The organism is Enterobacter sp. MGH 33, from assembly GCF_000534535.1.
In the GTDB taxonomy this organism is placed as follows: Bacteria; Pseudomonadota; Gammaproteobacteria; order Enterobacterales; family Enterobacteriaceae; genus Enterobacter; species Enterobacter hormaechei_C.
On record NZ_KI973212.1, the window covers coordinates 4,142,767 to 4,168,564 of the forward strand.

At 57.8% G+C, this 25,798-nt stretch carries 25 protein-coding genes and 1 other RNA gene; 11 read left to right on the forward strand and 15 right to left on the reverse strand.

The window, feature by feature from the left end:
- Positions 1 to 41: 41 nt before the first annotated feature.
- The 3 genes from recJ to xerD are packed head-to-tail and all read right to left on the reverse strand — an operon-like array spanning position 42 to position 3,419.
- Complete coding sequence (recJ, locus tag L379_RS04770) at positions 42 to 1,775, reverse strand: single-stranded-DNA-specific exonuclease RecJ (RefSeq protein WP_017382886.1); 1,734 nt, start codon at positions 1,773 to 1,775, stop codon at positions 42 to 44.
- Between the two features lie 5 nt (positions 1,776 to 1,780).
- Entirely contained in the window at positions 1,781 to 2,494 is a 714-nt protein-coding gene (dsbC, locus tag L379_RS04765; protein ID WP_003863443.1) for a bifunctional protein-disulfide isomerase/oxidoreductase DsbC, read from the reverse strand.
- A gap of 28 nt (positions 2,495 to 2,522) precedes the next feature.
- Entirely contained in the window at positions 2,523 to 3,419 is an 897-nt protein-coding gene (gene xerD / locus L379_RS04760) for a site-specific tyrosine recombinase XerD (protein WP_003863442.1), read from the reverse strand.
- 101 nt (positions 3,420 to 3,520) lie between these two features.
- On the opposite strand from xerD, the gene fldB reads away from it, so the two are divergent.
- Complete coding sequence (gene fldB / locus L379_RS04755; protein WP_015571793.1) at positions 3,521 to 4,042, forward strand: flavodoxin FldB; 522 nt, start codon at positions 3,521 to 3,523, stop codon at positions 4,040 to 4,042.
- Between the two features lies 1 nt (position 4,043).
- Here the strand turns inward: fldB and L379_RS04750 are convergent, their stop codons facing one another.
- Both L379_RS04750 and sdhE read right to left on the reverse strand, forming a co-directional pair.
- Positions 4,044 to 4,454 carry a protein YgfX gene (locus tag L379_RS04750; protein WP_023295382.1) on the reverse strand — a complete coding sequence of 137 codons (411 nt, stop codon included), beginning with the start codon at positions 4,452 to 4,454 and terminating at the stop codon, positions 4,044 to 4,046.
- Complete coding sequence (gene sdhE / locus L379_RS04745) at positions 4,435 to 4,701, reverse strand: FAD assembly factor SdhE (RefSeq protein ID WP_003863437.1); 267 nt, start codon at positions 4,699 to 4,701, stop codon at positions 4,435 to 4,437. The genes L379_RS04750 and sdhE overlap by 20 nt, the downstream gene beginning before the upstream one ends.
- A gap of 294 nt (positions 4,702 to 4,995) precedes the next feature.
- Here sdhE and ygfZ point away from each other — a divergent pair, with 294 nt between their 5' ends.
- Entirely contained in the window at positions 4,996 to 5,976 is a 981-nt protein-coding gene (gene ygfZ / locus L379_RS04740) for a tRNA-modifying protein YgfZ (RefSeq protein ID WP_017382888.1), read from the forward strand.
- Positions 5,977 to 6,087: 111 nt separating this feature from the next.
- On the opposite strand, the gene L379_RS04735 is transcribed toward ygfZ, so the two are convergent.
- Positions 6,088 to 6,747: a PAQR family membrane homeostasis protein TrhA gene (locus tag L379_RS04735; RefSeq protein ID WP_003863433.1), complete on the reverse strand. Its 660-nt coding sequence runs from the start codon at positions 6,745 to 6,747 to the stop codon at positions 6,088 to 6,090.
- Between the two features lie 266 nt (positions 6,748 to 7,013).
- On the opposite strand from L379_RS04735, the gene L379_RS04730 reads away from it, so the two are divergent.
- The 6 genes from L379_RS04730 (at position 7,014) to L379_RS04705 (ending at position 12,931) form a co-directional block, all read left to right on the forward strand.
- Positions 7,014 to 7,745: a MurR/RpiR family transcriptional regulator gene (locus L379_RS04730; protein WP_015571796.1), complete on the forward strand. Its 732-nt coding sequence runs from the start codon at positions 7,014 to 7,016 to the stop codon at positions 7,743 to 7,745.
- Positions 7,746 to 7,861: 116 nt separating this feature from the next.
- Entirely contained in the window at positions 7,862 to 9,295 is a 1,434-nt protein-coding gene (bglA, locus tag L379_RS04725; RefSeq protein WP_023295383.1) for a 6-phospho-beta-glucosidase BglA, read from the forward strand.
- Between the two features lie 124 nt (positions 9,296 to 9,419).
- Positions 9,420 to 9,779, forward strand: a complete 360-nt coding sequence (locus tag L379_RS04720) for a hypothetical protein (protein WP_003863427.1) — start codon at positions 9,420 to 9,422, stop codon at positions 9,777 to 9,779.
- 48 nt (positions 9,780 to 9,827) lie between these two features.
- Positions 9,828 to 11,837 carry a protein-disulfide reductase DsbD family protein gene (locus L379_RS04715; RefSeq protein WP_032654926.1) on the forward strand — a complete coding sequence of 670 codons (2,010 nt, stop codon included), beginning with the start codon at positions 9,828 to 9,830 and terminating at the stop codon, positions 11,835 to 11,837.
- A 1-nt stretch (position 11,838) separates the two neighbouring features.
- Complete coding sequence (locus L379_RS04710) at positions 11,839 to 12,441, forward strand: DsbA family protein (protein WP_023304388.1); 603 nt, start codon at positions 11,839 to 11,841, stop codon at positions 12,439 to 12,441.
- Positions 12,431 to 12,931, forward strand: a complete 501-nt coding sequence (locus tag L379_RS04705; RefSeq protein ID WP_017382895.1) for a protein disulfide oxidoreductase — start codon at positions 12,431 to 12,433, stop codon at positions 12,929 to 12,931. Before L379_RS04710 ends, L379_RS04705 begins: the two co-directional genes overlap by 11 nt.
- A gap of 2 nt (positions 12,932 to 12,933) precedes the next feature.
- Here L379_RS04705 and L379_RS04700 read toward each other — a convergent pair whose 3' ends face one another.
- The 8 genes from L379_RS04700 to L379_RS04665 all read right to left on the reverse strand — a co-directional run bounded on the left by L379_RS04700 (position 12,934) and on the right by L379_RS04665 (position 22,967).
- Entirely contained in the window at positions 12,934 to 13,677 is a 744-nt protein-coding gene (locus tag L379_RS04700) for an SDR family oxidoreductase (RefSeq protein ID WP_032654929.1), read from the reverse strand.
- 70 nt (positions 13,678 to 13,747) lie between these two features.
- Positions 13,748 to 16,621, reverse strand: a complete 2,874-nt coding sequence (gcvP, locus tag L379_RS04695; protein ID WP_032619074.1) for an aminomethyl-transferring glycine dehydrogenase — start codon at positions 16,619 to 16,621, stop codon at positions 13,748 to 13,750.
- 127 nt (positions 16,622 to 16,748) lie between these two features.
- Positions 16,749 to 17,138 carry a glycine cleavage system protein GcvH gene (gcvH, locus tag L379_RS04690; protein ID WP_006811885.1) on the reverse strand — a complete coding sequence of 130 codons (390 nt, stop codon included), beginning with the start codon at positions 17,136 to 17,138 and terminating at the stop codon, positions 16,749 to 16,751.
- Positions 17,139 to 17,161: 23 nt separating this feature from the next.
- Complete coding sequence (gcvT, locus tag L379_RS04685; protein ID WP_023304391.1) at positions 17,162 to 18,256, reverse strand: glycine cleavage system aminomethyltransferase GcvT; 1,095 nt, start codon at positions 18,254 to 18,256, stop codon at positions 17,162 to 17,164.
- Between the two features lie 397 nt (positions 18,257 to 18,653).
- On the reverse strand, positions 18,654 to 19,856 hold the full coding sequence (ubiI, locus tag L379_RS04680; RefSeq protein WP_023295388.1) for an FAD-dependent 2-octaprenylphenol hydroxylase: 1,203 nt from the start codon (positions 19,854 to 19,856) through the stop codon (positions 18,654 to 18,656).
- A gap of 12 nt (positions 19,857 to 19,868) precedes the next feature.
- Positions 19,869 to 21,047, reverse strand: coding sequence for a 2-octaprenyl-6-methoxyphenyl hydroxylase (ubiH, locus tag L379_RS04675; RefSeq protein ID WP_032654933.1), 1,179 nt, complete (start codon positions 21,045 to 21,047; stop codon positions 19,869 to 19,871).
- Positions 21,044 to 22,357, reverse strand: a complete 1,314-nt coding sequence (pepP, locus tag L379_RS04670; protein WP_026094261.1) for a Xaa-Pro aminopeptidase — start codon at positions 22,355 to 22,357, stop codon at positions 21,044 to 21,046. The genes ubiH and pepP overlap by 4 nt, the downstream gene beginning before the upstream one ends.
- A gap of 31 nt (positions 22,358 to 22,388) precedes the next feature.
- Positions 22,389 to 22,967, reverse strand: a complete 579-nt coding sequence (locus L379_RS04665) for a YecA/YgfB family protein (RefSeq protein WP_003860099.1) — start codon at positions 22,965 to 22,967, stop codon at positions 22,389 to 22,391.
- Between the two features lie 167 nt (positions 22,968 to 23,134).
- On the opposite strand from L379_RS04665, the gene zapA reads away from it, so the two are divergent.
- The 3 genes from zapA to L379_RS04655 all read left to right on the forward strand — a co-directional run bounded on the left by zapA (position 23,135) and on the right by L379_RS04655 (position 24,310).
- Complete coding sequence (gene zapA / locus L379_RS04660; RefSeq protein ID WP_003860096.1) at positions 23,135 to 23,464, forward strand: cell division protein ZapA; 330 nt, start codon at positions 23,135 to 23,137, stop codon at positions 23,462 to 23,464.
- 41 nt (positions 23,465 to 23,505) lie between these two features.
- Positions 23,506 to 23,689: non-coding RNA, 6S RNA (gene ssrS / locus L379_RS25255), on the forward strand.
- Positions 23,690 to 23,713: 24 nt separating this feature from the next.
- A complete protein-coding gene (locus L379_RS04655) occupies positions 23,714 to 24,310 on the forward strand; it encodes a 5-formyltetrahydrofolate cyclo-ligase (RefSeq protein ID WP_015571804.1) in 597 nt (198 codons plus the stop codon).
- 154 nt (positions 24,311 to 24,464) lie between these two features.
- Here the strand turns inward: L379_RS04655 and serA are convergent, their stop codons facing one another.
- Positions 24,465 to 25,697: a phosphoglycerate dehydrogenase gene (gene serA, locus L379_RS04650; RefSeq protein ID WP_015571805.1), complete on the reverse strand. Its 1,233-nt coding sequence runs from the start codon at positions 25,695 to 25,697 to the stop codon at positions 24,465 to 24,467.
- Positions 25,698 to 25,798: the final 101 nt, after the last annotated feature.

Sequence of the window (25,798 nt, forward strand, 5' to 3'; positions counted from 1 at the left end):
TTGTACCGAATCCACGCCCTTTTTTATAGAGATTACTGACGCTAAATTGGCCAGATATTGTCGATGATGATCTGAAGGGAGCGGTTACCGCGGAACTCGTTAATATCCAGCTTATAGGCCAGCTCAACCTCGCGCACGCCGTTGTCCGGCCAGATGGAGGTATCAACGTTAAAGGCGATGCCGTCGAGCAGCGGTCCGCCGCCGACCGGTTCCACCATCACTTTGAGATGGCGTTCGCCCACGATGCGCTGTTGCAGCAAACGAAAACGTCCGTCGAAAAGCGGCTCTGGGAACATCTGCCCCCACGGGCCGGCATCGCGCAGCATCTGCGCCACCTCCATGGTCATTTCAGCCGGTGAAAGCTCACCGTCAGAAACCACTTCACCCTGCAACAGAGCCGGATCGATCCACTCGGTGACCAGTTCGCCAAACAGACGCTGGAATTCGTCGAACTTCGCCTCTTCCAGCGACAGACCTGCCGCCATCGCGTGACCGCCGAACTTAATCATCAGGTTCGGATGCAGCGTATCCAGACGCTCCAGCGCATCGCGCATATGCAGACCCTGAATGGAACGACCGGAGCCTTTCAGCGTGCCGTCCCCGGCGGGGGCGAACGCGATCACCGGGCGGTGGAAACGCTCTTTAATGCGCGACGCCAGAATGCCCACCACGCCCTGGTGCCATTCGGGGTGATACATCGCCAGCCCGCCCGGCAGGGTATCGCCGCTGCGCTCCAGCTTTTCGCACAGGGTCAGCGCTTCGGCCTGCATGCCCTGCTCAATCTCTTTACGGGTCTGGTTGAGTGCGTCCAGCTCACTGGCCAGCACGCGCGCTTCGCCGATGTTGTCGCACAGCAGCAGCGCAACGCCAACCGACATATCATCCAGCCGCCCCGCCGCGTTCAGGCGCGGGCCGAGGGCAAAGCCTAAATCGCTTGCCGCAAGCTTCAGCGGATCGCGGTTGGCAATTTCCAGCAGCGCCTTAATCCCCGGACGGCATTTACCTGCCCGAATGCGGCTTAAGCCCTGCCAGGTGAGAATACGGTTATTGGTATCGAGCGGCACCACGTCCGCCACGGTTCCCAGCGCCACCAGATCGAGATACTCCGCGAGGTTCGGCACGGCAATCCCGCGCGATTCGAACCAGCCCTTATCTCGCAGCAACGTGCGTAACGCCAGCATCAGATAAAACGCCACCCCTACCCCGGCCAGCGATTTCGACGGGAAATCGCAGTCGCGCAGGTTCGGGTTAATGATGGCTTCGGCGGCAGGCAGAGTTTCGCCTGGCAGGTGGTGATCGGTGACCAGTACGGGGATCCCCAGCGCATGGGCATGATCGACCCCCGCATGAGAGGAGATCCCGTTATCCACGGTCATGATCATCTGTGCGCCACGGGCATGGGCCTGATCGACCACTTCCGGGCTGAGGCCGTAGCCGTCTTCAAACCGGTTCGGCACCAGGTAAGTCACGTTATCGCAGCCCAGCGCACGCAGGCTGAGCACGCTCAGCGCGGTACTGGTTGCGCCGTCGGCATCGAAATCGCCCACCACGACAATCCGCGTGCCTTCACGGAACGCGTCGTAGAGCATTTCAGTCGCTTTTTCGATGCCACTCAGCGCTTGCCAGGGCAGCATGCCTTTGACGCTGCGCTCAAGATCGCTTGCCGTACGCACGCCACGGCTGGCATACAGCCGCTTTAGCAGCAGCGGAAGCGTGTCTGGTAAATCCGCGGTTTCACCCGCATCGCGGCGGCGCAGTTTTATCGGGGCTTTCACGCGAATTATTTACCACCCATCTGTTTCTGGTGCTCGTCGAGGAACGCTTTCATCTCTTTTGGACCCTGGTAGCCCGGCACCACGTAGCCGTTACTCAGCACAATGGCTGGCGTACCGCTCACGCCAAACTGCACGCCCAGCGCGTAGTGGTTAGCGATGTCGATATCGCAGGACGCGGGCTTCACGCCTTTGCCGTTCATCGCGTCATCAAAGGCCTTGTTGCGGTCTTTCGCACACCAGATCGCTTTCATATCCTGCTCAGGCTGGCTCTGCACGCCGGCGCGTGGGAAAGCCAGGTAACGCACGGTAATGCCCAGTGCGTTGTAGTCTTTCATCTCTTCATGCAGCTTGTGGCAGTAGCCGCAGGTGATGTCGGTGAAGACGGTAATAACGTGCTTTTCCTGCGCCGCCTTGTAGACAATCATCTCTTTTTCGAGCGCGTTCAGGTTTTTCATCAGCAGCTGGTTGGTGACGTTCACCGGCTGCGCGCCGCTCACGTCGTACATAGGCCCCTGAATGATGTGCTTGCCGTCTTCGGTCACGTACAGCACGCCGCTGTTGGTCAGCACCGTTTTCATGCCAGCCACCGGCGCTGGCTGGATCTCGCTGCTGGCGACGCCGAGTTTCGTCAGAGACTGTTTAATAGCGGCATCGTCCGCATGGGCAAAACCGGAAACCGAAGCTGCCAGCAGGGTGAACAGCGCTAAAGACTTTTTCATATTTGTTCCTGTAACAATTCGTCGGCACTCACGCGCGAGGGTGGTGCTGTTGGTGTAGCTGCCGCAGGCGTTCCGTCGCGACATGGGTGTATATTTGCGTCGTTGAAAGATCGCTGTGTCCAAGCAACATCTGCACCACGCGTAAATCAGCGCCGTGGTTTAACAGATGCGTCGCGAAGGCGTGACGCAAGACGTGCGGCGACAGCTTCTCACTGTCAATACCCGCCAGTGTGGCGTAATGTTTAATGCGATGCCAGAACGTTTGTCGCGTCATCTGCTGCGCGCGCTGGCTCGGGAACAATACATCTATGGAGACGCCGTTCAGCAGCCACGGACGCCCGTGTTCCAGATACGTCTCCAGCCAGTAGACCGCCTCTTCACCCAGCGGCACCAGCCGTTCTTTGTTCCCTTTACCGATAACGCGCACCACGCCCTGACGCAGGCTGATATCGCTCATCGTCAGGCCCACCAGCTCGGAAACGCGCAAGCCCGTGGCATACAATAGTTCAAGCATGGCTTTATCGCGTAACTCCAGCGGAAGGTCAACTGCGGGCGACTGTAATAATCTCTCAACTTGTGCTTCGCTGAGATCTTTTGGCAGCCGCTGAGGCAGTTTAGGCGATGCCAGCAGTGCGCTGGGGTCATCCGCGCGGATCTTCTCGCGGTACAGGTGCTGGAACAGGCGGCGCATGGCGCTCAGCAGACGTGCAGAGCTGGTGGCTTTGTACCCCCCTTCCATCCGCTCAGCCAGTAACCCTTGCAGGTCATCGCTTTGCGCGCTTTCAAGCGTCAGCCCACGATGTGCCAGCCACTCGACCAGCAGCGTGAGATCCCGACGATAGGCGCTGAGCGTATTTTCAGCGAGGTTTTTCTCCAGCCACAGCGCGTCGAGAAACTGTTCGATGAGCGCGAGATCCTTTTCCACATCAGCCCCTTTGGTTCTGCAATCTGGCCATTATGCCTGATTGCCATCGGTTTCTGGTACACTACGCGCAAAGTCATAGCAAGAATTGAGATAGTTACGCGATGAATATTGGTCTGTTCTATGGTTCCAGCACCTGCTACACCGAAATGGCGGCGGAGAAAATTCGTGACATCATTGGCCCGGAACTGGTGACGCTGCATAACCTGAAAGATGACGCGGTTGCCTTGATGGAGCAGTACGATGTGCTGATTCTGGGTATCCCTACCTGGGACTTTGGTGAGATTCAGGAAGACTGGGAAGCCATCTGGGATCAGCTCGATTCAGTCAATTTTGAAGGCAAAATCATTGCGATGTACGGCATGGGCGACCAGTTGGGCTACGGGGAGTGGTTCCTTGACGCACTCGGCATGCTGCACGACAAACTGGCGCCAAAGGGCGCGACCTTTATCGGCTACTGGCCTACGGAAGGCTATGAGTTCACCAGTCAAAAACCGATTATTGCCGACGGTCAGCTGTTTGTCGGGCTCGCGCTGGATGAAACCAACCAGTACGATCTTAGCGACGAGCGCCTCCAGAGCTGGTGCGAGCAGATTCTGGGTGAGATGGCCGAGCAATTCAGCTGATTTACTCCTGCGTCGGCTGTTGCACGATCAACCGGCGCAGATCTCGCCACTCCGCGGGATCCATACTGTCTGCGGCCAGCCACAGGTGCTGGCGACGGTTATCCTCGACCCGACGCAGCCGTAGCATCATCCCGGTGTTAAGCATCCACGGCGCGCCCATCATCTCCCACTCTTTTCCCTGCCAGCGCAGGCGAGAATCCATCAGCAGCTTAATTTCACCCTGACGGGCGTTGATTCGACGCTGGCTGCGCACGCTGTCAAACACCACAAACGACAGCAATAGCAACCACAGAGGGGTATAGCTAAGCGGCCACGGCACCAATAACACCAGTGCCGCCACCAGACCGTGGAGCAGTAAGGACATCCACTGTGAGCGCCAGGAGACGCGAAGATCAGATTGCCACAGGACCACGTTCCTGATTCCGTGTTTGAATTAATTGCACCATCCGTTGCAACTCGGTGTCGGCGGGCTTGCCGTGATTCATCAGCCAGTTGAATAAATCCGGATCGTCAGACTCAAGCAGACGGACAAACAGGCGCTTATCGTCATCGCTTAAGCTGTCGTACTCATACTCGAAGAAAGGCATGATGGAGATATCAAGTTCACGCATGCCGCGACGGCACGCCCAGTGAATACGGGCCTTGTTGTTAATATCCATGTTCTGTTTCCTGCATTACGTTTGGCACAGTCGGTATCCCGTTTGGTATTCATTATTGCTCTCCGGGAACACCTGCTAGTGTAACGTGTTTTTGACCGTTTCTTTACTGGAATATTGCGAACCTCGAGCAGGCTCCCTGAATAATCCTTATAAAGACAGCGGATTACACTATTTTGCGTAGCGCCACGCATAACCGCGTAATGGCACGAATGGCCTGCTGAAAGCGCTTGCATTGAATACAGTCTCTTTTACCATTAGGTATTATCAAAGCGTTAAGCAATTCAGGACATCACTATGGCATTTACACCATTTTCTCCTCGCCAGCCCGCCGCCTCTGCGCGTCTGCCGCTGACGCTGATTACTCTTGATGACTGGGCACTGGCGACACTGACTGGTGCGGACAGTGAAAAATACCTGCAAGGCCAGGTCACGGCGGACGTGGCGCAGTTGACTGAGCACCAGCATCTGCTGGCCGCGCATTGCGATCCAAAAGGCAAAATGTGGAGCAACCTGCGTCTGTTCCGCCGTCAGGACGGATTCGCCTTTATTGAGCGCCGCAGCCTGCGTGACGCCCAGCTTAAAGAGCTGAAAAAATACGCGGTCTTTTCTAAAGTCACCATCGCCCCGGACGATGAACACGTTCTGCTGGGGGTCGCGGGTTTCCAGGCGCGTGCAGCGCTGAAAAACCTGTTTGCCCAGCTGCCGGATGCTGAAAAACAGCTGGTCAGCGAGGGAGCGACCTCCATTCTGTGGTTCGAACACCCGGCGGAGCGCTTCCTGCTGGTAACCGACGAAGCAACGGCGGAACGCGTCACTGACGCCCTGCGCGGTGAAGCACAGCTCAACAACAGCCAGCAGTGGCTGGCGCTGAACATCGAAGCGGGCCTGCCGGTGATTGACGCGGCAAACAGCGCGCAGTTTATCCCGCAGGCGACAAACATCCAGGCGCTGGGTGGTATCAGCTTTAAGAAGGGCTGCTACACCGGTCAGGAAATGGTGGCGCGTGCGAAATTCCGCGGCGCGAACAAACGCGCCCTGTGGACACTGGCTGGTCACGCCAGCCGTGTGCCGGAAGCGGGTGAAGATCTTGAGATGAAGATGGGCGAAAACTGGCGCCGTACCGGCACCGTGTTAGCCGCCGTCCAGCTCGATGATGGCCGCCTGCTGGTGCAGGTTGTCATGAATAATGATATGGAGCCCGACAGCGTGTTCCGCGTGCGGGATGATGCAAACACGCTCAGCATTGAGCCGCTACCGTATTCTCTGGAAGATTGATGCTGTATCGCCCGGTGGCGCTGCGCTTACCGGGCCTACGGTGTTGATATTCTCCCTCTCCCTGTGGGAGAGGGTCGGGGTGAGGGCATCAGACCGCACCTTACAAAAAAACTACACCTGCCCAACATACAGATAAATTGCCAGGAAGTGGCACACGCTGCCGCCCAGCACAAAGCCGTGCCAGATGGCATGGTTATACGGGATACGCTTGCAGACGTAGAAAATCACGCCCAGCGAGTAGACCACCCCGCCCACCGCCAGAAGCGTCACGCCCCCCACCGCCAGCTTAATGGCTAACTGATACACCACAATCAGCGACAGCCAGCCCATTGTCAGATAGGTAACCAGCGACAACACTTTAAACCGGTGCGCAATAGTCAGCTTAAACAGGATCCCCAGCAGCGCCAGGCTCCAGATCACAATCATCAGGCCACGCGACAGCGGTGAGTTGAGCCCCACCAGCAAAAACGGCGTATAGGTACCCGCAATAAGAAGATAGATAGCGCAGTGGTCAAATTTCTTGAGCCATATCTTCGCCCGTTGATGCGGAATAGCGTGATACAGCGTTGAGGCCAGGAAAAGCAGGATCATACTCCCGCCATACAGACTGTAGCTGGTAATGGCCATCGCGCTGGCGTTGGTATCCACTGCCTGTACCAGCAATAACACTAAGCCGACAATCCCAAAAACCAGGCCAATGCCGTGGCTTATACTGTTGGCTACTTCCTCAGCCAGCGAATATCCCTGTGCGATTAATGGTCTGCTCACCATACTTAACTCCGGGAAAACAAAAGATGATTATTCATCGCCAGTCTATGCTAACTGAGAATGATTCCAGTGAACACCTGTTAGCTAAAATAAATCCACATTCATGATTTATCCTTATAAATCAGCATAATGTAAAAACAATCCACCGCACAGGTGTAAATAATTTCATTAACATCTAAGTAATCAAGGAGATAAATCCGTCTCCCGCCCTTCGTCATCATGGTATGCTTCAGGAATAGTGTCCGACAGCGAGTTTAGCCATTGTGAGTATGTTCAGCCATTCCGCCATTGCCAGCCTCAACAATCTGGAAATGATGGTCTACAACTATGTCATTAAGAACCGCGATAAAGTGATGTACATGACCATCCGCGAGCTGGCGGATGCGGCGGGCGTTTCCACTACTACCATCCTGCGCTTCTGCCGCAAGCTTAACTGCGATGGCTACTCGGAATTTCGGGTGCGCTTTAAACTCTATCTGGAGCAGAACGAGCCGCAGCAGGCGAATTTTGGTGCCAGTGAAATTATCAGCTTCTTTAAAAGCGTAAATAACGAAGAGTTTGATGCGCTATTAGATAACGCGGTCGATATTATTTTATCATCTGAACGAATTATTTTTGTCGGTGCGGGCACCTCCGGATCGCTGGCAAAATATGGCGCACGTTTCTTTTCAAATATCGGGAAATTCAGCAACCATATCGACGATCCTTATTTCCCGGTCACTAACGACATGGCTAAAAATGCGCTGGCTATTGTACTCTCCGTCTCCGGCGAAACCGAGGAGATCCTGCGCTTCGCCAGCCAGTTCAGCCTGCACCACTGCAAGGTGCTCTCAGTCACCAGCCACGAACATTCACGTCTCGCAAAGCTGGCGGACTTTAACCTCTCCTGGCACGTACCGCAAACGCGCATTGGCGGCGTTTACGATATCACCACGCAAATTCCCGTCATCTATATTCTGGAATCATTAGGCCGGAAACTGGCGAAGAAATTAACAGAATAAAACATCCTGTTTTTTTGATGTGACAAATTACAATTTCCGCAAAATGTTATATCGTGACATTTAATTCCGCTTTGCTAGACTCGAAATCAATAAGTCCTGAATTGAGAATAGCAAAGATGAAAAAACTCACCTTACCGAAAGATTTTTTATGGGGCGGCGCGGTAGCGGCGCACCAGGTTGAAGGCGGCTGGAACAAAGGCGGCAAAGGGCCAAGCATCTGCGACGTGCTCACCGGCGGCGCACACGGCGTTCCGCGAGAAATCACGCAGGAAGTGATTGAAGGCAAATATTACCCGAACCACGAAGCCGTCGACTTTTACGGCCATTACAAAGAAGACATTAAGCTGTTTGCCGAGATGGGCTTCAAATGTTTCCGTACCTCCATCGCCTGGACGCGCATCTTCCCGAAAGGCGACGAAACTCAGCCAAACGAAGAGGGGCTGAAGTTTTACGACGACATGTTCGATGAACTGCTGAAGTACAACATCGAGCCGGTTATCACCCTCTCCCACTTTGAAATGCCGCTGCACCTCGTTCAGGAATATGGCGGATGGACCAACCGTAAAGTGGTCGATTTCTTTGTGCGCTTCTCGGAAGTGGTATTTGAGCGCTACAAAAATAAGGTCAAATACTGGATGACCTTCAACGAAATCAACAACCAGCGCAACTGGCGTGCGCCGCTGTTCGGCTACTGCTGCTCTGGCGTGGTCTATACCGAGCACGACAACCCGGAAGAGACCATGTACCAGGTGCTGCACCACCAGTTCGTGGCCAGCGCGCTGGCGGTGAAAGCCGCACGCCGCATTAACCCGGAAATGAAAGTCGGCTGCATGCTGGCGATGGTGGCGCTCTATCCGTACTCCTGCAAGCCAGAAGATGTCATGTTCGCTCAGGAATCCATGCGCGAGCGCTACGTCTTTACCGACGTACAGCTGCGCGGCTACTACCCGTCTTACGTGCTGAACGAGTGGGAGCGCCGTGGCTTCTCCATCAAAATGGAAGCGGGCGACGAGCAGATCCTGCGTGAAGGCACCTGCGATTACTTAGGTTTCAGCTACTACATGACCAACGCGGTCAAAGCGGAAGGCGGTACCGGTGACGCCATTTCCGGCTTCGAGGGCAGCGTGCCGAACCCACACGTCAAGGCGTCCGACTGGGGCTGGCAGATTGATCCGGTAGGCCTGCGCTATTCGCTGTGTGAACTGTACGAACGTTATCAGAAGCCGCTGTTTATCGTGGAAAATGGTTTCGGCGCCTACGACACCGTGGAAGAGGACGGCAGCATCAACGATGACTATCGCATCGACTACCTGCGCGCCCACGTGGAAGAGATGATGAAGGCGGTGACCTGGGATGGCGTGGATCTGATGGGCTACACGCCGTGGGGCTGCATCGACTGCGTCTCCTTCACCACCGGCCAGTACAGTAAGCGCTACGGCTTTATCTACGTCAACAAGCACGACGACGGTACCGGTGACATGTCCCGCTCCCGTAAGAAGAGCTTTGAGTGGTATAAAACCGTCATTGCCAGCAACGGCGAAACGCTGTAATGGCTCGCCCTCTCTGCAAGCGGAGAGGGCAAACCGCTTATCTTCCAGACACTTCTTTACAGCTTTTGCGTTGCCAAAATATGTTCGCCCGATAATATAGGCGTCCTGAATATTTGAGGCGAACATGATCAAGCGACAACGCAACGCTATCCTGCTTGTAGCCCTGGCCTGCCTGGTGGTGCTGATATGCACCGCCCAGCGGATGGCCGGGATGCACGCGCTTGTCATGAACGTCACCGCCACGAGCCAGTCTGTCCAGCAGGGGCAGGAGAGTACCGACGCACCGGTAACCCCGTGTGAGCTTAGCGCCAAGTCGCTGATGTCGGTCCCGCCTGTTTTATTTGAAGGCGCCCTGATTGCCGTCACCCTGCTGCTGGCGTTGCTGGCAGCCAGTCCACCGCGCCGCGAACGGCAGTGGCCTCCCCGCGTTATCTCCCCGCCCCGGTTAAGGGTGCATCTGCGATTATGCGTCTTCCGTGAATGAGCCTTCGCCTGTTACTTCAGGTTAATTCATCATTTACGGAGAAAATTTATGTTTACTGTATTCAGGCGACTGCTGGTCTGCCTGCTTTGGCTATGGCTGCCCCTCAGCCAGGCTGCCGACAGCGGCTGGCTGCGCGCCGCCGATAATCAGCACGCCAGCGTCAGGCTGCGTGCGCAACCCGAAAGCACTGGCGAAACCCGCCTGCTGCTGGACGTCGCCCTGCAAAAAGGCTGGAAAACCTACTGGCGCTCGCCGGGTGAAGGCGGCGTCGCACCCGCGATTAAATGGCATCAGCCCGTCGAGGCGATCTGGCGCTGGCCTGTGCCGCAGCGTTTCGACGTCGCGGGCATCACCACGCAGGGCTACCACGGCGATGTCAGCTTTCCCATCACTCTGCGGGGCGACGTCCCGAAGATCCTGAGCGGCGTACTGACGCTCTCCACCTGTAGCAACGTCTGTATTCTTACCGACTACCCGTTTTCGCTGAACATGACCGCATCCGCAGGCGCCGGTTTTGATTACGATTTCAGTCGGGCCATGGGCACCCTTCCGCTCAGCGGCGGGTTGACCTCAACGCTTAACGCCACCTATGCCCCCGGCAAGCTGACCGTAACGGCGCAGCGTGACGCAGGCTGGCAGGCACCGTCCCTGTTTATCGACGGTATGGATGATGTTGATTTCGGCAAACCGGCCCTCACCGTTCGCGGTGACTCGCTGGTCGCCACCGTGCCCGTGACGGACAACTGGGGCGAGGCCGCGCCCAACCTCAGCGGCAAAACCCTGTCGCTGGTTCTGGCCGATAGCGGGCAGGCGCAGGAGTCCAGCCTGAGCATTCAGCCGGGGAACGCCGCGCCGACGCTCTCGTTAGGCTGGGTGCTGCTGATGGCGCTGGCGGGCGGTCTGATCCTTAACGTCATGCCCTGCGTACTGCCCGTGCTGGCCATGAAGCTGGGCACGCTGATGCAAACCGAACGGCAGGCGCGGGGTCAGGTACGCCGACAGTTTCTTGCGTCGGTAGCCGGGATCGTGATCTCGTTCCTCGCGCTGGCGCTGATGATGACGGTTTTACGCTTAGGCAATCAGGCGCTCGGCTGGGGGATCCAGTTCCAGAACCCGTGGTTTATTGGCGCGATGGCGCTGGTGATGGTGCTTTTCAGCGCCAGCCTGCTGGGGTTGTTTGAAATCCGTCTCCCTTCCGACGCCAGCACCTTCCTCGCCACGCGCGGCGGCAACGGGCTTGCGGGTCATTTCTGGCAAGGCGCGTTTGCCACGCTGCTGGCGACGCCCTGCACCGCGCCGTTCCTGGGTACGGCTGTCTCGGTCGCGCTGGCGGCACCGCTTCCCCTGCTGTGGGGGATCTTCCTGGCGATGGGTATCGGCATGAGCCTGCCGTGGCTGCTGGTGGCGGCCTGGCCGGGGCTGGCCCAGCGGTTGCCGCGTCCGGGACGCTGGATGAACGTCGTACGCGTAGTGCTGGGGATGATGATGCTCGGCTCATCGCTGTGGCTGCTGAGCCTGCTGACGGTGCACATTGGCAGCCTGCCCGTCATCACGCTGGGCGTGTTCCTGATCCTTACGCTGCTGCTGGTCACCGCCTGGCGCTACCGCTGGCAAACGGCACTGCGCGCCGGGGTATTAGCTGTAGTGGTGGCCGGGGCGGTCGCGTTTGTATCCGGTTCCGGCGGCGAGGGTTCCCGCCGCGATCGTATTCACTGGCAGCCGCTCAGCGAGCAGGCCATTGCCCGCGCGCTGGCGGAGAACAAACGGGTGTTCGTCGACGTGACCGCCGACTGGTGCGTGACCTGTAAAGCCAATAAATACAACGTGCTGCTGCGCGACGACGTGCAGGATGCGCTCTCCGCCCCGGACGTTGTCGCCCTGCGCGGCGACTGGAGCCGCCCCTCAGATACCATCAGCCAGTTCTTAACCACGCGCGGCAGCGCCGCCGTGCCGTTTAACCAGATCTACGGACCGGGATTACCGCAGGGCCACGTGCTGCCTGCGTTGTTAAGCCGCGAAGCGGTGCTGAGCAACCTGTCCGATGCAAAAGGAAAATAACATGAGAGCCTTCGTTGCCTTACTTCTGCTGTCGTTATCAACGTTCGGTTTCGCCGCACCTTCTGATGACGCTTCCAGCGACCAGCTGGCAAAACTGCTGTTTAACGACCCCAACAGCCCGCGAACCGGCGCGACATCGCCGAAGCTGACCATCGTCTCCTTCACTGACTACAACTGCCCGTATTGCAAGCAGTTCGACCCAATGCTTGAGAAAATCGTGCAGGAAAATCCCGACGTGCAGCTCATCGTCAAACTGCTGCCGTTCAAGGGACAAAGCTCGGTAAATGCCGCGAAAGCGGCACTCTCAACGTGGCAGCAGGCGCCGGATAAATTCTGGGCGCTGCACCAGCGGCTGATGATGAAAAAGGGCTATCACGATGACGCCAGCATCACCGCCGCGAAGGCAAAGACCGGAACGGACAGCATTAAAACGGATGATAAAACCATAGACAGCCTAAAGATGAACCTCATCCTGGCGCAGGTGCTGAATATTCAGGGTACCCCGGCGACCATTATCGGCGACCAGATGGTGGCGGGCGCAATCCCGTATGACGACCTGGAGGAGCTGGTCAAAGAACAGCTGGCAAACGCCCGTGGCAAGTAAGCTTCCGCGCCTGCTGCGCGAGCTGGGCGTATGGCTGCTGATTGGCGTAGCCGTGAGCCTGGCGGTGGACTATTTCCGCCAGCCCGCGCTGCCGCAGAATTTCTCCGCGACGGCACTGCACACCCTCGACGGCCAGCCCGTCGATCTTATCGCCATGAGTAAGGAGCGACCGCTGCTGGTCTACGTCTGGGCGACATGGTGCGGCGTCTGCCGCTACACCACGCCGTCGGTGGCGGCGCTTGCCGCGGACGGGGGTAACGTGATGTCGGTTGCGCTGCGCTCGGGCGATAACGCGACGCTCGAAACCTGGATGAGGAAGAAGAAGGCGACGATGCCCACGGTCAACGACGCCAGCGGAGAACTGGCGCGTGAGTGGGACGTTAAGGTTACGCCAACGCTGGTGGTGATCTCTCACGGTGAAGTGAAGTCGATCACCACCGGCTGGACCAGCGGCTGGGGAATGCGCCTGCGGCTGTGGCTGGCGTCGTAGCGTTACTTCCCGCCAGCCAGCTCCAGGAAGCTACCGGTGACATAGGAGGCTTTGTCGCTCAGCAGCCAGACAATGGCCTGGGCGACCTCCTCCGGCTGACCGCCACGCTGCATCGGTAACATCGACTTCACCCGATCCACACGCCCCGGCTCGCCGCCGGAGGCGTGAATATCGGTATAAATCAGGCCTGGCCGCACGCAGTTAACGCGAATGCCCTGCGCCGCCACCTCCAGCGCGAGGCCGGTGGTCAGGGAATCCACCGCCCCTTTTGAGGCGGCATAATCCACATATTCCCCCGGCGCGCCCAGCCGTGATGCCGCCGAGGAGACATTCACAATCGCGCCGCCCTTGCCGCCGTGTTTATGCGACATGCGCTTAACCGCTTCACGGCAGCAGAGAAAATAGCCGGTGACGTTGGTAGCCAGCACGCGGTTAATACGTTCAGCGGAGAGGTTTTCGATGGTGGATTGTTTAAACAAAATCCCGGCGTTGTTCACCAGCGCGGCGAGCGGCTCACCTTCGCGATCGATGCTGTCGAACATCGCCATCACCTGCGCTTCATCGCTGATGTCCGCGCGTACGGCAAAGGCTTTACCGCCCGCGTCCACGATCTGATTAATGACGTCCGTCGCGGCTTTGATGTTGTGATGAAAATTCACCGCAACGGTGTAGCCTTCGCTTGCCAGCTGTAGCGCGGTGGCTTTACCAATACCCCGGCTGGCGCCGGTGACCAGTGCAATTGCCATTCTTTTCTCCCAATAAAAAAGCCGGGTAGCGGCTTCGCCTTACCCGGCCTACGTTACTACAGGAACAACGTTACTGGTATTCGCTCATCGGTACGCAGGAGCAGAACAGGTTACGGTCGCCGTAAACATCATCAAGACGTTTCACGGTTGGCCAGTATTTGTTTGCCACACCTGCCGGGAAGACAGCCAGCTCGCGGGTATAACCGTGGTTCCACTCTGCCACCAGTTCGTTCTGTGTATGCGGCGCGTTCACCAGCGGGTTATCTTCCAGCGTCCACTCCCCGCCTTTCACGCGGTCGATTTCGCTGCGGATCGCCAGCATGGCGTCGATAAAGCGATCAAGCTCCACCTTGCTTTCAGATTCGGTCGGCTCAACCATCAGCGTACCCGCTACCGGGAAGGACATGGTTGGCGCGTGGAAGCCGTAGTCGATCAGGCGCTTGGCAATATCCAGCTCGCTGATGCCCGTCTCTTCTTTCAGAGGACGAATATCGAGGATGCATTCGTGCGCCACGCGACCGTCGCGGCCGGTATAGAGCACCGGATAGGCGTCCTTCAGACGCGTTGCGATGTAGTTGGCGTTGAGGATCGCCACCTGGCTGGCCTGCTTCAGCCCTTCCGCGCCCATCATGCGGATGTACATCCAGCTGATTGGCAGGATAGAGGCGCTGCCGAACGGTGCCGCGGAGACTGCGCCCTGACGGGTCAGCATGCCTTCAATCTGCACCACGCTGTGGCCCGGCACAAACGGTGCCAGATGCGCCTTCACGCCGATAGGACCCATGCCCGGGCCGCCACCGCCGTGCGGAATGCAGAACGTTTTATGCAGGTTCAGGTGCGACACATCCGCGCCAATAAAGCCCGGAGAGGTGATGCCCACCTGGGCGTTCATGTTTGCGCCGTCGAGGTAAACCTGGCCGCCGAACTGATGCACCACATCACACACTTCACGGATAGTTTCTTCGTACACGCCGTGGGTGGATGGGTAGGTCACCATGATGCAGGAGAGTTTGTCGCCCGCCTGCTCGGCTTTGGCGCGCAGGTCGGCCAGATCGATGTTGCCGTTTTTGTCGCACGCCACAACCACCACTTCCATTCCTGCCATCTGGGCAGAAGCCGGGTTGGTACCGTGGGCAGAGCTTGGGATCAGGCAGATATCACGGTGGCCTTCATTGCGGCTTTCGTGATAGTGACGGATCGCCAGCAGACCAGCGTATTCACCCTGCGCACCGGAGTTCGGCTGCATGCAGAGCGCGTCGTACCCGGTCAGCTTCACCAGCCAGTCGGAGAGCTGGTTGATCATCATGTGATAACCTTCCGCCTGCTCAGCCGGGCAGAACGGGTGTAGCTCAGAGAATTCAGGCCAGGTAATTGGGATCATCTCAGCCGCGGCGTTCAGCTTCATGGTGCAGGAGCCCAGCGGGATCATCGCCTGGTTCAGCGCCAGATCTTTACGTTCCAGAGAGTGCATGTAACGCATCATCTCGGTTTCGCTGTGATAGCGGTTGAACACCGGGTGAGTCAGAATCGCGTCGTCGCGCAGCATGCTTTCCTGAATGGAGCGGCTGTCGAGCGCAACCTCTTTGTCGAGCGTATCAACGTCCAGACCGTGTGCGTCACCCAGCAATACGTTGAACAGGGTCAGGATATCGTCACGGGTGGTGCTTTCGTCCAGCGTAATGCCGACTGCATTGTGAATGTCGCTGCGCAGGTTGATTTGCGCTGCCTCGGCGCGCGCCAGCACGGCCGCTTTGTCTGCCACCTCGACGCACAGGGTATCGAAATAGTGTTCATGACGCAGTCTGAGACCTTTCTGTTGCAGACCGCAGGCCAGGATATCGGCCAGACGGTGGATGCGGCTGGCAATACGTTTCAGGCCAGCCGGACCGTGGAACACCGCGTACAGGCTGGCAATGTTAGCCAGCAGCACCTGCGAGGTACAGATGTTGGAGTTCGCTTTCTCGCGGCGGATATGCTGCTCGCGGGTCTGCATCGCCATGCGCAGCGCGGTGTTACCGGCGGCATCTTTCGATACGCCGATAATACGGCCTGGCATGGAACGTTTAAATTCATCTTTCGCGCCAAAGAACGCCGCGTGCGGGCCGCCGTAGCCCATCGGCACGCCGAAACGCTGAGCTGAGCCGAAGACAATATCCGCGCCCTGTTTGCCTGGCGCCGTCAGCAGCACCAGCGCCATAAAATCAGCGGCGACGCTAACAATAACCTTACGGGATTTCAGCTCGGCGATCAGTGCGCCGTAGTCGTGCACTTCCCCGGTGGTGCCCACCTGCTGCAACAGCACGCCGAAGACGTCCTGGTGATCCAGCACTTTTTCAGCGTCGTCGACAATCACCTCAAAGCCGAAGGTTTCCGCACGGGTGCGCACCACGTCCAGCGTCTGGGGATGCACGTCCGCCGCCACGAAGAAGCGGTTGGCGTTTTTCAGCTTGCTCACGCGCTTCGCCATCGCCATCGCTTCGGCGGCGGCGGTCGCTTCATCCAGCAGCGAGGCAGAGGCGATATCCATACCGGTCAGATCCAGCGTCACCTGCTGGAAGTTCAGCAGCGCTTCCAGACGGCCCTGGGAGACTTCTGGCTGATACGGGGTATAAGCGGTATACCAGCCCGGGTTTTCCAGCATGTTACGCAGGATCACGGGCGGTAACTGCACGTTGGTGTAGCCCATGCCAATGTAAGACTTATAGCGCTTGTTAAGGCCGGCGATGGCCTTCAGCTCCGCCAGCGCGGCGAACTCCGTCGTGGACTCGCCTACCTGCGGCGGCGTAGCAAGCTGGATGTCTTTTGGCACGATCTGGCCGATCAGTGCGTTTAATGAATCCGCGCCAACTGTCTTCAGCATCTCCTGCTGTTGCTGAGCATCCGGCCCAATGTGACGTTCAATGAAGGCGCCACGGTTTTCAAGCTGGCTTAAAGTCTGTGTCATGAGCGATGGTTCCTGAAACGTGCAGTGAATCGTAGTTATCTGTAACACTGTTGCCCGGTGGCGCTAACGCTTACCGGGCCTACGTTGACCTGTAGGCCGGATAAGCGCAGCGCCATCCGGCACAACGTTATTCGTCTTCCAGTAGTGCTTCGTACGCGGTCGCATCCAGCAGCGCGGCAACCTGCGCTTCGTCGCTGGCTTTGATCTTGAAGATCCAGCCGCCTTCATACGGTTCGCTGTTGACCAGCTCCGGGGAGTCGCTCAGCGCGTCGTTCACGGCAACAATTTCACCGCTCACCGGGGCGTAGATGTCAGAGGCCGCTTTAACGGATTCCGCCACCGCGCAGTCGTCGCCTGCGCTCACGGTTGCGCCCACTTCCGGCAGGTCAACAAACACCATGTCGCCCAGCAGCTCCTGCGCGTGCTCGGTGATCCCAACGGTGTAAGTGCCGTCCGCCTCTTTGCGCAGCCACTCGTGTTCTTTGCTGTATTTCAGTTCTGCTGGCACATTGCTCATTGAAGTTCTCCTGATAAAAATAGTTAGGCGACCGGCTTACCGGCGCGAACAAAAATCGGTTTGGTCACGTTGACCGGCATTTCGCGGTTGCGGATCTGCACCACCGCCGTTTCGCCAATCCCCGCCGGCACGCGTGCCAGGGCAATACTGTAGCCGAGCGTCGGGGAGAACGTTCCGCTGGTGATCACGCCTTCGCGATGATTGCCATCGGCATCGGTGAAGCGCACCGGCAGCTCGCCGCGCAGCACGCCTTTTTCTTTCATCACCAGGCCAACCAGCTGTTCAGTGCCCTTCTCGCGCTGCATCTCCAGCGCTTCACGACCAATAAAATCACGGTCAGCCGGTTCCCACGCGATGGTCCAGCCCATGTTGGCCGCCAGCGGAGAGACGCCTTCGTCCATCTCCTGACCGTAGAGGTTCATCCCCGCTTCCAGACGCAGCGTATCGCGCGCGCCCAGGCCCGCAGGCTTCACGCCCGCCTCCACCAGCGCACGCCAGAAATCAGCGGCCTTATCGTTTGGCATGGCAATTTCGTAGCCCGCTTCACCGGTGTAGCCGGTGGTGGCGATAAACAGATCGCCCGCCTGCACGCCGAAGAACGGCTTCATGCCTTCGGTGGCTTTGCGCTGCTCGTCGCTGAACAGAGACGCGGCTTTCGCCTGCGCGTTCGGCCCCTGCACGGCGATCAGTGACAGATCGTCACGGACGGTGATGTCGATGGCATAAGGTTCGGCGTGTTGGGTGATCCAGGAGAGGTCTTTTTCGCGGGTGGCGGAGTTTACAACGAGGCGGAAGAAATCTTCAGTGAAGTAATAGACGATAAGGTCATCAATCACGCCGCCCGAGGCATTCAGCATGCCGGTATAGAGCGCTTTGCCCGGCGTCTTCAGTTTGGCGACGTCATTTGCCAGCAGATAACGCAAAAACTCCCGGGTGCGGCTACCGCGCAGGTCGACAATCGTCATATGAGACACGTCGAACATACCGGCATCGGTGCGCACCGCGTGGTGCTCATCAATCTGCGAGCCGTAGTGCAGCGGCATCATCCAGCCGTGGAAGTCCACCATGCGGGCGCCGCACAACACGTGCTGTTCGTACAAAGGAGTCTGTTGAGCCATCTTTTCCTCGTTGAAAAATTCACCGTGAAACCCGGTGTCGGCCTCGCGATCGGGGGCCGACGCAAACGTTCTCTTTTACCTGAACTTACCACCGAAACCGGCGGTTAACCATAAGGTAAAACGGGTCATCACATTAGCTTATGACCAAAAATCGCTGAAAAGCCTACAGAGTTATTCACTGGGAAAATGCGATTAAACCCGCATAAAATTAACAATGATCTAACAGGGTTTAGCAGATGGTGATATTTCATGCGGAAAAACGGGCCGAATTTCCGTAACATAAAAATAGTTAGATTAGATTTTCTAATGCGAAAAATGACGTGAAATTAGATTATTTCAAACGAGGAAATTTCCCCGGCGCGGAGGCCGGGAAAATAAAGTGTGACGGGGATCGAGATTAACGTAACCAGTCGGGAAGATCGTTGAGGCCCATTGCCTGACGAAGAAGCTGCGGTTTTACGCCGGGAAGGGTGTCGGCCAGCTTGAGGCCAATATCGCGCAGCAGTTTTTTCGCCGGATTCGCTCCGGCAAACAGCTCGCGGAAGCCCTGCATACCCGCCAGCATCATCGCCGCACTGTGTTTGCGGCTGCGCTCGTAGCGACGCAGATACAGATGCTGACCAATATCTTTACCTTCCCGATGCAGGCGACGCAGCTCTTCAACCAGCTCAGCCGCGTCCATAAAGCCGAGGTTCACCCCCTGCCCGGCCAGCGGATGAATGGTATGCGCCGCATCCCCCACCAGCGCCAGACGGTGCGCGGCAAACTGACGCGCGTAGCGACCGGTTAATGGAAACGTCTGGCGTTCGCTTTCAAGCATGCACAGGCCCAGACGGTTATCAAACGCCACGCATAGCGCCTGACTGAAGGCATCCGGCGTCGCCTCCTGCATCTGCTGCGCTTTCTCCGGCTCTAAGGACCAGACGATGGAGCAGAGATGCGGATCGGCAAGCGGCAGGAAGGCCAGAATGCCGTCATTATGGAAAATCTGGCGCGCCACGCCGCCGTGCGGCTCTTCGGTGCGGATTGTGGCCACCAACGCGTGATGGCGGTAATCCCAGAAGGTCAGCGGAATATCCGCTTTGTTACGCAGCCAGGAATTGGCGCCGTCGGCACCCACCACCAGACGCGCGGTCAGCATGTCGCCACTTTCAAGAGTGATAAACGCGTCGTTTTCGCCCCACGCCACCTGCTGGAGTTTCGCCGGTGCGATCAGCGTGACGTCGCTGCACTGCTGTGCTTTCTGCCACAGCGCGTGGTGGATCACCGCGTTTTCAACGATGTGTCCAAGGTGGCTGTAGCCCATGCTTTCATCGTCAAACGCGATATGGCCGAAGCTGTCTTTGTCCCACACTTCCATGCCATGGTAACAGCTGGCACGCAGCGCCACGATTTCAGACCAGACGCCAAGGTGCGTCAGTAGCTTTTCGCTGGCGGCATTGATCGCCGAGACGCGCAGCTCCGGCGGTGCATCCTGCGCCACAGGCTGCGGCGCTTTTTGCTCAAGCACGGCCACGCGCAGGCCGCTGCCCTGTAAACCACAGGCCAGCGCCAGTCCTACCATTCCGCCGCCCACAATGGCGACATCAACATTTTGCACGGTCAATACTCCTTAACGCGCGACCCAACCCAGGGTCCGCTGCGCCAGCACGTCACGTGCCGGAATGAACAGTTCCATCGCCATCAGCCCAAGGTTGCGACCCGCAACCAGCGGTGCCCAGCGATTGGCAAACAGGTGGACTAAACCGTCGGTGACGCCAATGGTCGCCGCTTTGTCCGCCTGGCGTCGTTTCTGGTAATGGCTCAGCACTGAGTATGCGCCACAATCCTGTTGTTCGCTCCACGTCCGGGCCAGTAGCTCTGCCAGGCTTATCACGTCACGGAGGCCAAGGTTGAAGCCTTGCCCGGCGATGGGGTGCAGCGTCTGCGCGGCGTTGCCGACCAGGGCGACGCGATGGGAGACAGTCTGCGATGCGGTCGTCAGCGCGAGCGGATAGGCCACGCGTTTTCCGGCATGGGTGATGCGCCCAAGCCGCCAGCCGAAGGCTTTTTGCAGCTCGGAACAAAAACGTTCGTCGGACCAGGAGAGAACCTCATCGGCCCGATCCTGCGCATGGCACCATACCAGCGAGCAGCGCCCGTTCGACATCGGCAGCATGGCCAGCGGGCCGTGCTCCGTGAAGCGCTCAAATGCCCTGCCGTTATGCGCGCCAGCCGTAGAGACGTTAGCGATGACCGCCGCCTGCCCATAGGGTTCAGAGCGCCATTCGACGCCGCACTGCGTGGCGATCGCGGAGCGTGAACCATCTGCCGCCACCAGCAGTTGCCCCTCCAGCGTGGTGCCGTTGTCCAGCGTCACGCTGACGGCCTCGTCACGACGGCTAAAGCTGGCGACGCGCGCCGGACAGTGCAGCGTGACGCCAGGCGCGTCCTGTAACAGACGGAACAGCCGCAGCCCTACGTTATGCAGCTCGACAACCTGCCCCAGCGCCTCGATCCGGTAATCGTGGGCATCCAGCGTCACAAACCCGGCATGCCCGCGATCGCTGACGTGAACGGTGCCGATCGCCGTTGCGCAATCCGCTATCGCCTGCCAGATCCCAATACGCGCAAGCTGCTGACAGGTTCCCTGCGCCAGCGCGATAGCGCGGGCGTCGAAACCGGGATGATCGGCCGCCTGCGGCGCGACCGCCTCAACGAGATGCACCGGAAGCTGGCCATGGGTTAACTGCGAAATAGCCAGCGCCAGAGTAGCGCCGGTCATGCCTCCGCCAACGATGATTACGCTCATTCGCGTGCCGCCGCCATCAGCGCCTCGATGTCGTCGGCTTTTTTCACCACGGTCGCGGTCAGGTTTTCGTTACCGGTTTCGGTGATGACGATGTCATCTTCAATACGAATGCCGATCCCGCGGTACTGTTCCGGCACGTCGGCATCCGGCGCGATGTACAGCCCCGGCTCAACGGTCAGCACCATGCCTGGCTCCAGCACGCGCGAACGTTCCGGACCGTATGCCCCGACGTCATGTACATCCAGCCCCAGCCAGTGGCTCAGGCCGTGCATAAAGTACGGACGATGGGCGTTTTCGGTTATAAGGGTGTCCACATCGCCTTTCAGAATGCCGAGCTTCACCAGCCCGGTAATCATGATGCGCACCACCTCGCCCGTAACCTCCTGTATGGAGGTGCCAGGGCGGAACAGCGTCAGCGCGGTCTCCAGAGACTCAAGCACGATGTCATAGATTTCACGCTGCGCGGTGGTGAATTTACCGTTCACCGGGAAGGTACGGGTGATGTCGCCCGCGTAACCCTGATATTCACAGCCAGCGTCAATCAGCACCAGATCGCCGTCGCGCAGTTCACTTTCGTTTTCGGTGTAGTGCAGAATGCAGCCATTTTCCCCGCCGCCTACGATGGTGTTATAGGACGGGAAGCGCGCGCCGTGACGGTTAAATTCATGGTGAATTTCCCCTTCAAGCTGGTACTCGAACATACCGGGACGGCACTTTTCCATGGCGCGGGTATGCGCCAGGGCGCTGATTTCGCCCGCGCGGCGCATCACGTTCAGCTCTTCTTCAGACTTGAACAGGCGCATCTCATGCACCATCGGTCGCCAGTCCGTCAGGGTGGCGGGTGCAGACAAATTCTGACGTGAGCCTTTACGCAGCTTATCCAGCGCGGTGAAAACAATGTCATCCGCATACGCGTATTCGCCCTGCGCGTGATAGAGCACGTCCAGACCGTTCAGCAGTTGGTAGAGCTGCTGGTTGATTTCGCTGTAGGCCAGCGCGCGGTCCACGCCCAGTTTTTCTGGCGCCGCCTCCTGTCCTAAGCGGCGGCCAAACCAGATTTCCGCGGTCAGATCGCGCACGCGGTTAAAAATCACGCTGTGGTTGTGGGTGTCATTGCTTTTAATCAGCACCAGTACCGCTTCCGGCTCGTTAAACCCGGTGAAGTACCAGAAATCACTGCTCTGGCGATAGGGGTATTCGCTGTCGGCGCTGCGCGTCACTTCCGGCGCGGCGAAAATCAGGGCAGCGCTTCCCGGCTGCATTTTTGCCAGCAGCGCCTGACGACGGCGAGAATACTCTTGACTGGAGATAACCATGACACCCTCCTGTGCGTTATTTTTCTTAGTGTAATGTTGGCTTGCGAACTTCCGGCGCGGTCGGCTGCGAGCGCGTAAAGTTGTCGTGGCACAGCAGAGACGCCACGCGTACGTACTCGATAATCTCTTCGAGAGACATCTCCAGCTCTTCCTGGTCTTCGTCTTCATCGTAGCCGAGCTGGGCGATGTTGCGCAGATCGTCGATCGCTTCACCCGCTTCGCCGGTCACTTTATCCAGTTTAGGCTGGGTTACGCCCAGGCCAAGAAGATAGTGGTTTACCCAACCCGCGAGCGCATCAGCGCGATCGAAGACGCTGACATCGTCGCCTTCAGGCAGATAAAGCTGAAAAAGAAAGCCATCGTCTTCCAGGGAATCGCTGGTTGCGGCGTGCATTTTACGCAGCGCTTCCGCCAGTTCGTGGCCAAACGCCAGCCCTTCGTTGGTGAGGTCGTGGATCAGCGGCTGCCATGAGCTGTCGCTGTTTCCGCCGCACAGTATGCCGCTGATCAGACCGTGCATTTCGGCAGGGGTCAGACCGACTCCCTGCTGGTTCAGTAACTGGTTTAAATCCTTGTAACCAGGCATTTCGTTCTGTATAGACATACGCATTCGTCATCAAAGGGAGGATATTCATGATATGCTACCACTTTGGACCCTGGTGATACCAGAAAAGGGCTTGTATCTTCACATCAGGGTAGCTATAGTGTCGCCCCTTCGCAGCCCCCGGGGCAGTATGCGAAGGCAGCGCAGTCAATCAGCAGGAAGGTGGCATGTCTGCACAACCCGTCGATCTCCAGATTTTTGGCCGTTCACTGCGAGTGAATTGTCCGCCTGAACAAAGGGATGCCTTGAATCAGGCTGCGGACGATTTGAATCAGCGGTTGCAAGATCTAAAAGAACGCACTAGAGTCACAAATACTGAGCAGCTGGTTTTCATCGCCGCGTTGAACATCAGCTATGAACTGACTCAGGAAAAAGCGAAGACCCGCGATTACGCGGCAAGCATGGAGCAGCGCATTAAAATGCTCCAGCAGACCATAGAACAGGCATTGCTTGATCAAGGTCGCAGTCCCGAAAGACCGGGACCAAAGTTTGAATAACACTTCTCAGTTGACTATGGTAGAGTAGCAGTGAAGACAAAATTTCTCTGAGATGTTCGCAAGCGGGCCAGTCCCCTGAGCCGATATTTCATACCACAAGAATGTGGCGCTCCATGGTTGGTGAGCATGCTCGGTTCGTCCGAGAAGCCTTAAAACTATGACGACACATTCACCTTGAACCAAGGGTTCAAGGGTTACAGCCTGCGGCGGCATCTCGGAGATTCCCTCTCTTTTCTTCTACCGACTACCATGACTCAACTCCCTGAAGTTTCTGCTTCACGCCAGGACATCCGTCAGCTTATTCGCCAGCGTCGTCGCGCCCTAAGCGCCGAGCAACAGGCACAGTTTGCTCAGCAGGCCGCCGCCCGCATGATGGCCTATCCCCCTGTGGTGATGGCAAACACCGTCGCCCTGTTTATCTCGTTTGATGGTGAGCTGGATACCCAACCGCTTATCGACCAGCTCTGGCGCGCCGGGAAAAAAGTTTACCTGCCGGTTCTGCATCCCTTTAGCCCGGGCAATCTGCTGTTTCTGCACTACCATCCGCACAGCGAGCTGGTGGTGAATCGTCTGAAAATCACCGAACCCAAACTCGACGTGCGCGACGTGCTCCCGCTTTCCGGGCTGGATGTGCTGATTACGCCGCTGGTGGCGTTTGACGAGCAGGGCCAGCGATTAGGCATGGGCGGGGGATTCTATGACAGGACGCTACAAAACTGGCAGCAGTACGGATTGCAGCCGGTGGGGTATGCGCATGATTGCCAGGGCGTGGAGGCATTACCCGTAGAGAAATGGGATGTGCCGTTGCCGGCGGTGGTGACGCCCAGTAAAACCTGGACCTGGTAGAACAAAGCCGGGTGGCGGCTACGCCTTACCCGGCCTACATAAATCCTCGAACATTACAGGTCGGGTAAGCGTAAGCGCCACCCGACACACAAACCGCACGACAACTGTAGGTCGGGTAAGGCGCAGCCGCCACCCGACGCCACAAACTGCACCATCAGTACAACAGGCGCGCGCGAATCGTCCCCGGAATGGCCTTCATGCTCTGCAATGCTTTCTCGGCGATGTCTTCATCCGCTTCGATATCAATCACCACATAACCCATCTGCGAGTTAGTTTGCAGATACTGCGCGGCAATGTTAACACCCTGCTCAGCAAAAATCTGGTTGATGGCGGTCAGCACGCCAGGACGGTTTTCGTGGATGTGCAGCAGACGACGCCCACCGTGCAGCGGCAGAGACACCTCCGGGAAGTTCACCGCAGAGAGCGTTGAACCGTTGTCGGAATATTTGCTCAGCTTACCCGCCACTTCCAGGCCGATATTCTCCTGCGCTTCCTGAGTAGAACCGCCGATGTGCGGCGTCAGGATCACGTTGTCGAACTCGCACAACGGTGAAGTGAACGGATCGCTGTTGGTGGCCGGTTCCGTCGGGAATACGTCAATCGCCGCACCCGCCAGATGCTTACGCTTCAGCGCGTCGCACAGCGCAGGAATGTCAACCACAGTGCCGCGCGCGGCGTTGATCAGCAGAGCGCCCGGCTTCATCAGCGCCAGCTCTTCCGCCCCCATCATGTTTTTGGTGGACGCATTTTCCGGCACGTGCAGGCTGACCACGTCGCTCATGTTCAGCAGGTCTGAAAGATGCTGCACCTGCGTCGCGTTACCCAGCGGCAGCTTGCTTTCGATATCGTAGAAAAACACGTGCATGCCGAGGGATTCCGCCAGAATACCGAGCTGCGTACCGATGTGGCCGTAACCGATAATCCCGAGCTTTTTACCACGCGCTTCGTAGGAGCCCGCAGCCAGCTTATTCCACACGCCGCGGTGCGCTTTGGCGTTAGCTTCCGGAATGCCGCGAAGGAGCAGCAGCAGCTCGCCAATCACCAGCTCCGCCACGGAACGGGTGTTGGAGAACGGCGCGTTAAAGACCGGGATACCGCGTTTGGCGGCGGCATTCAGATCAACCTGATTGGTACCGATGCAGAAACAGCCAATCGCCACCAGCTTTTCCGCCGCAGCAATAACGTCTTCAGTCAGTTGGGTACGGGATCGCAGGCCAATGAAATGGGCATCACGGATGGACGCTTTCAGCTCTTCAGTGTCCAGCGCGCCTTTGTGAAATTCGATGTTGGTGTAGCCTGCTGCGCGAAGGCTATCGAGCGCTTTCTGGTGCACGCCTTCAACCAGCAGGAATTTAATCTTGTCTTTCTCCAGTGATACCTTTGCCATTTAGCCGACCCTGTTTTTATCTGAACTGATGTTGTGCTGGATATAAATCCCGTGCAGCCAACATATCAAAAAAAACTATTGCAGCAATATGAACGTTTGCG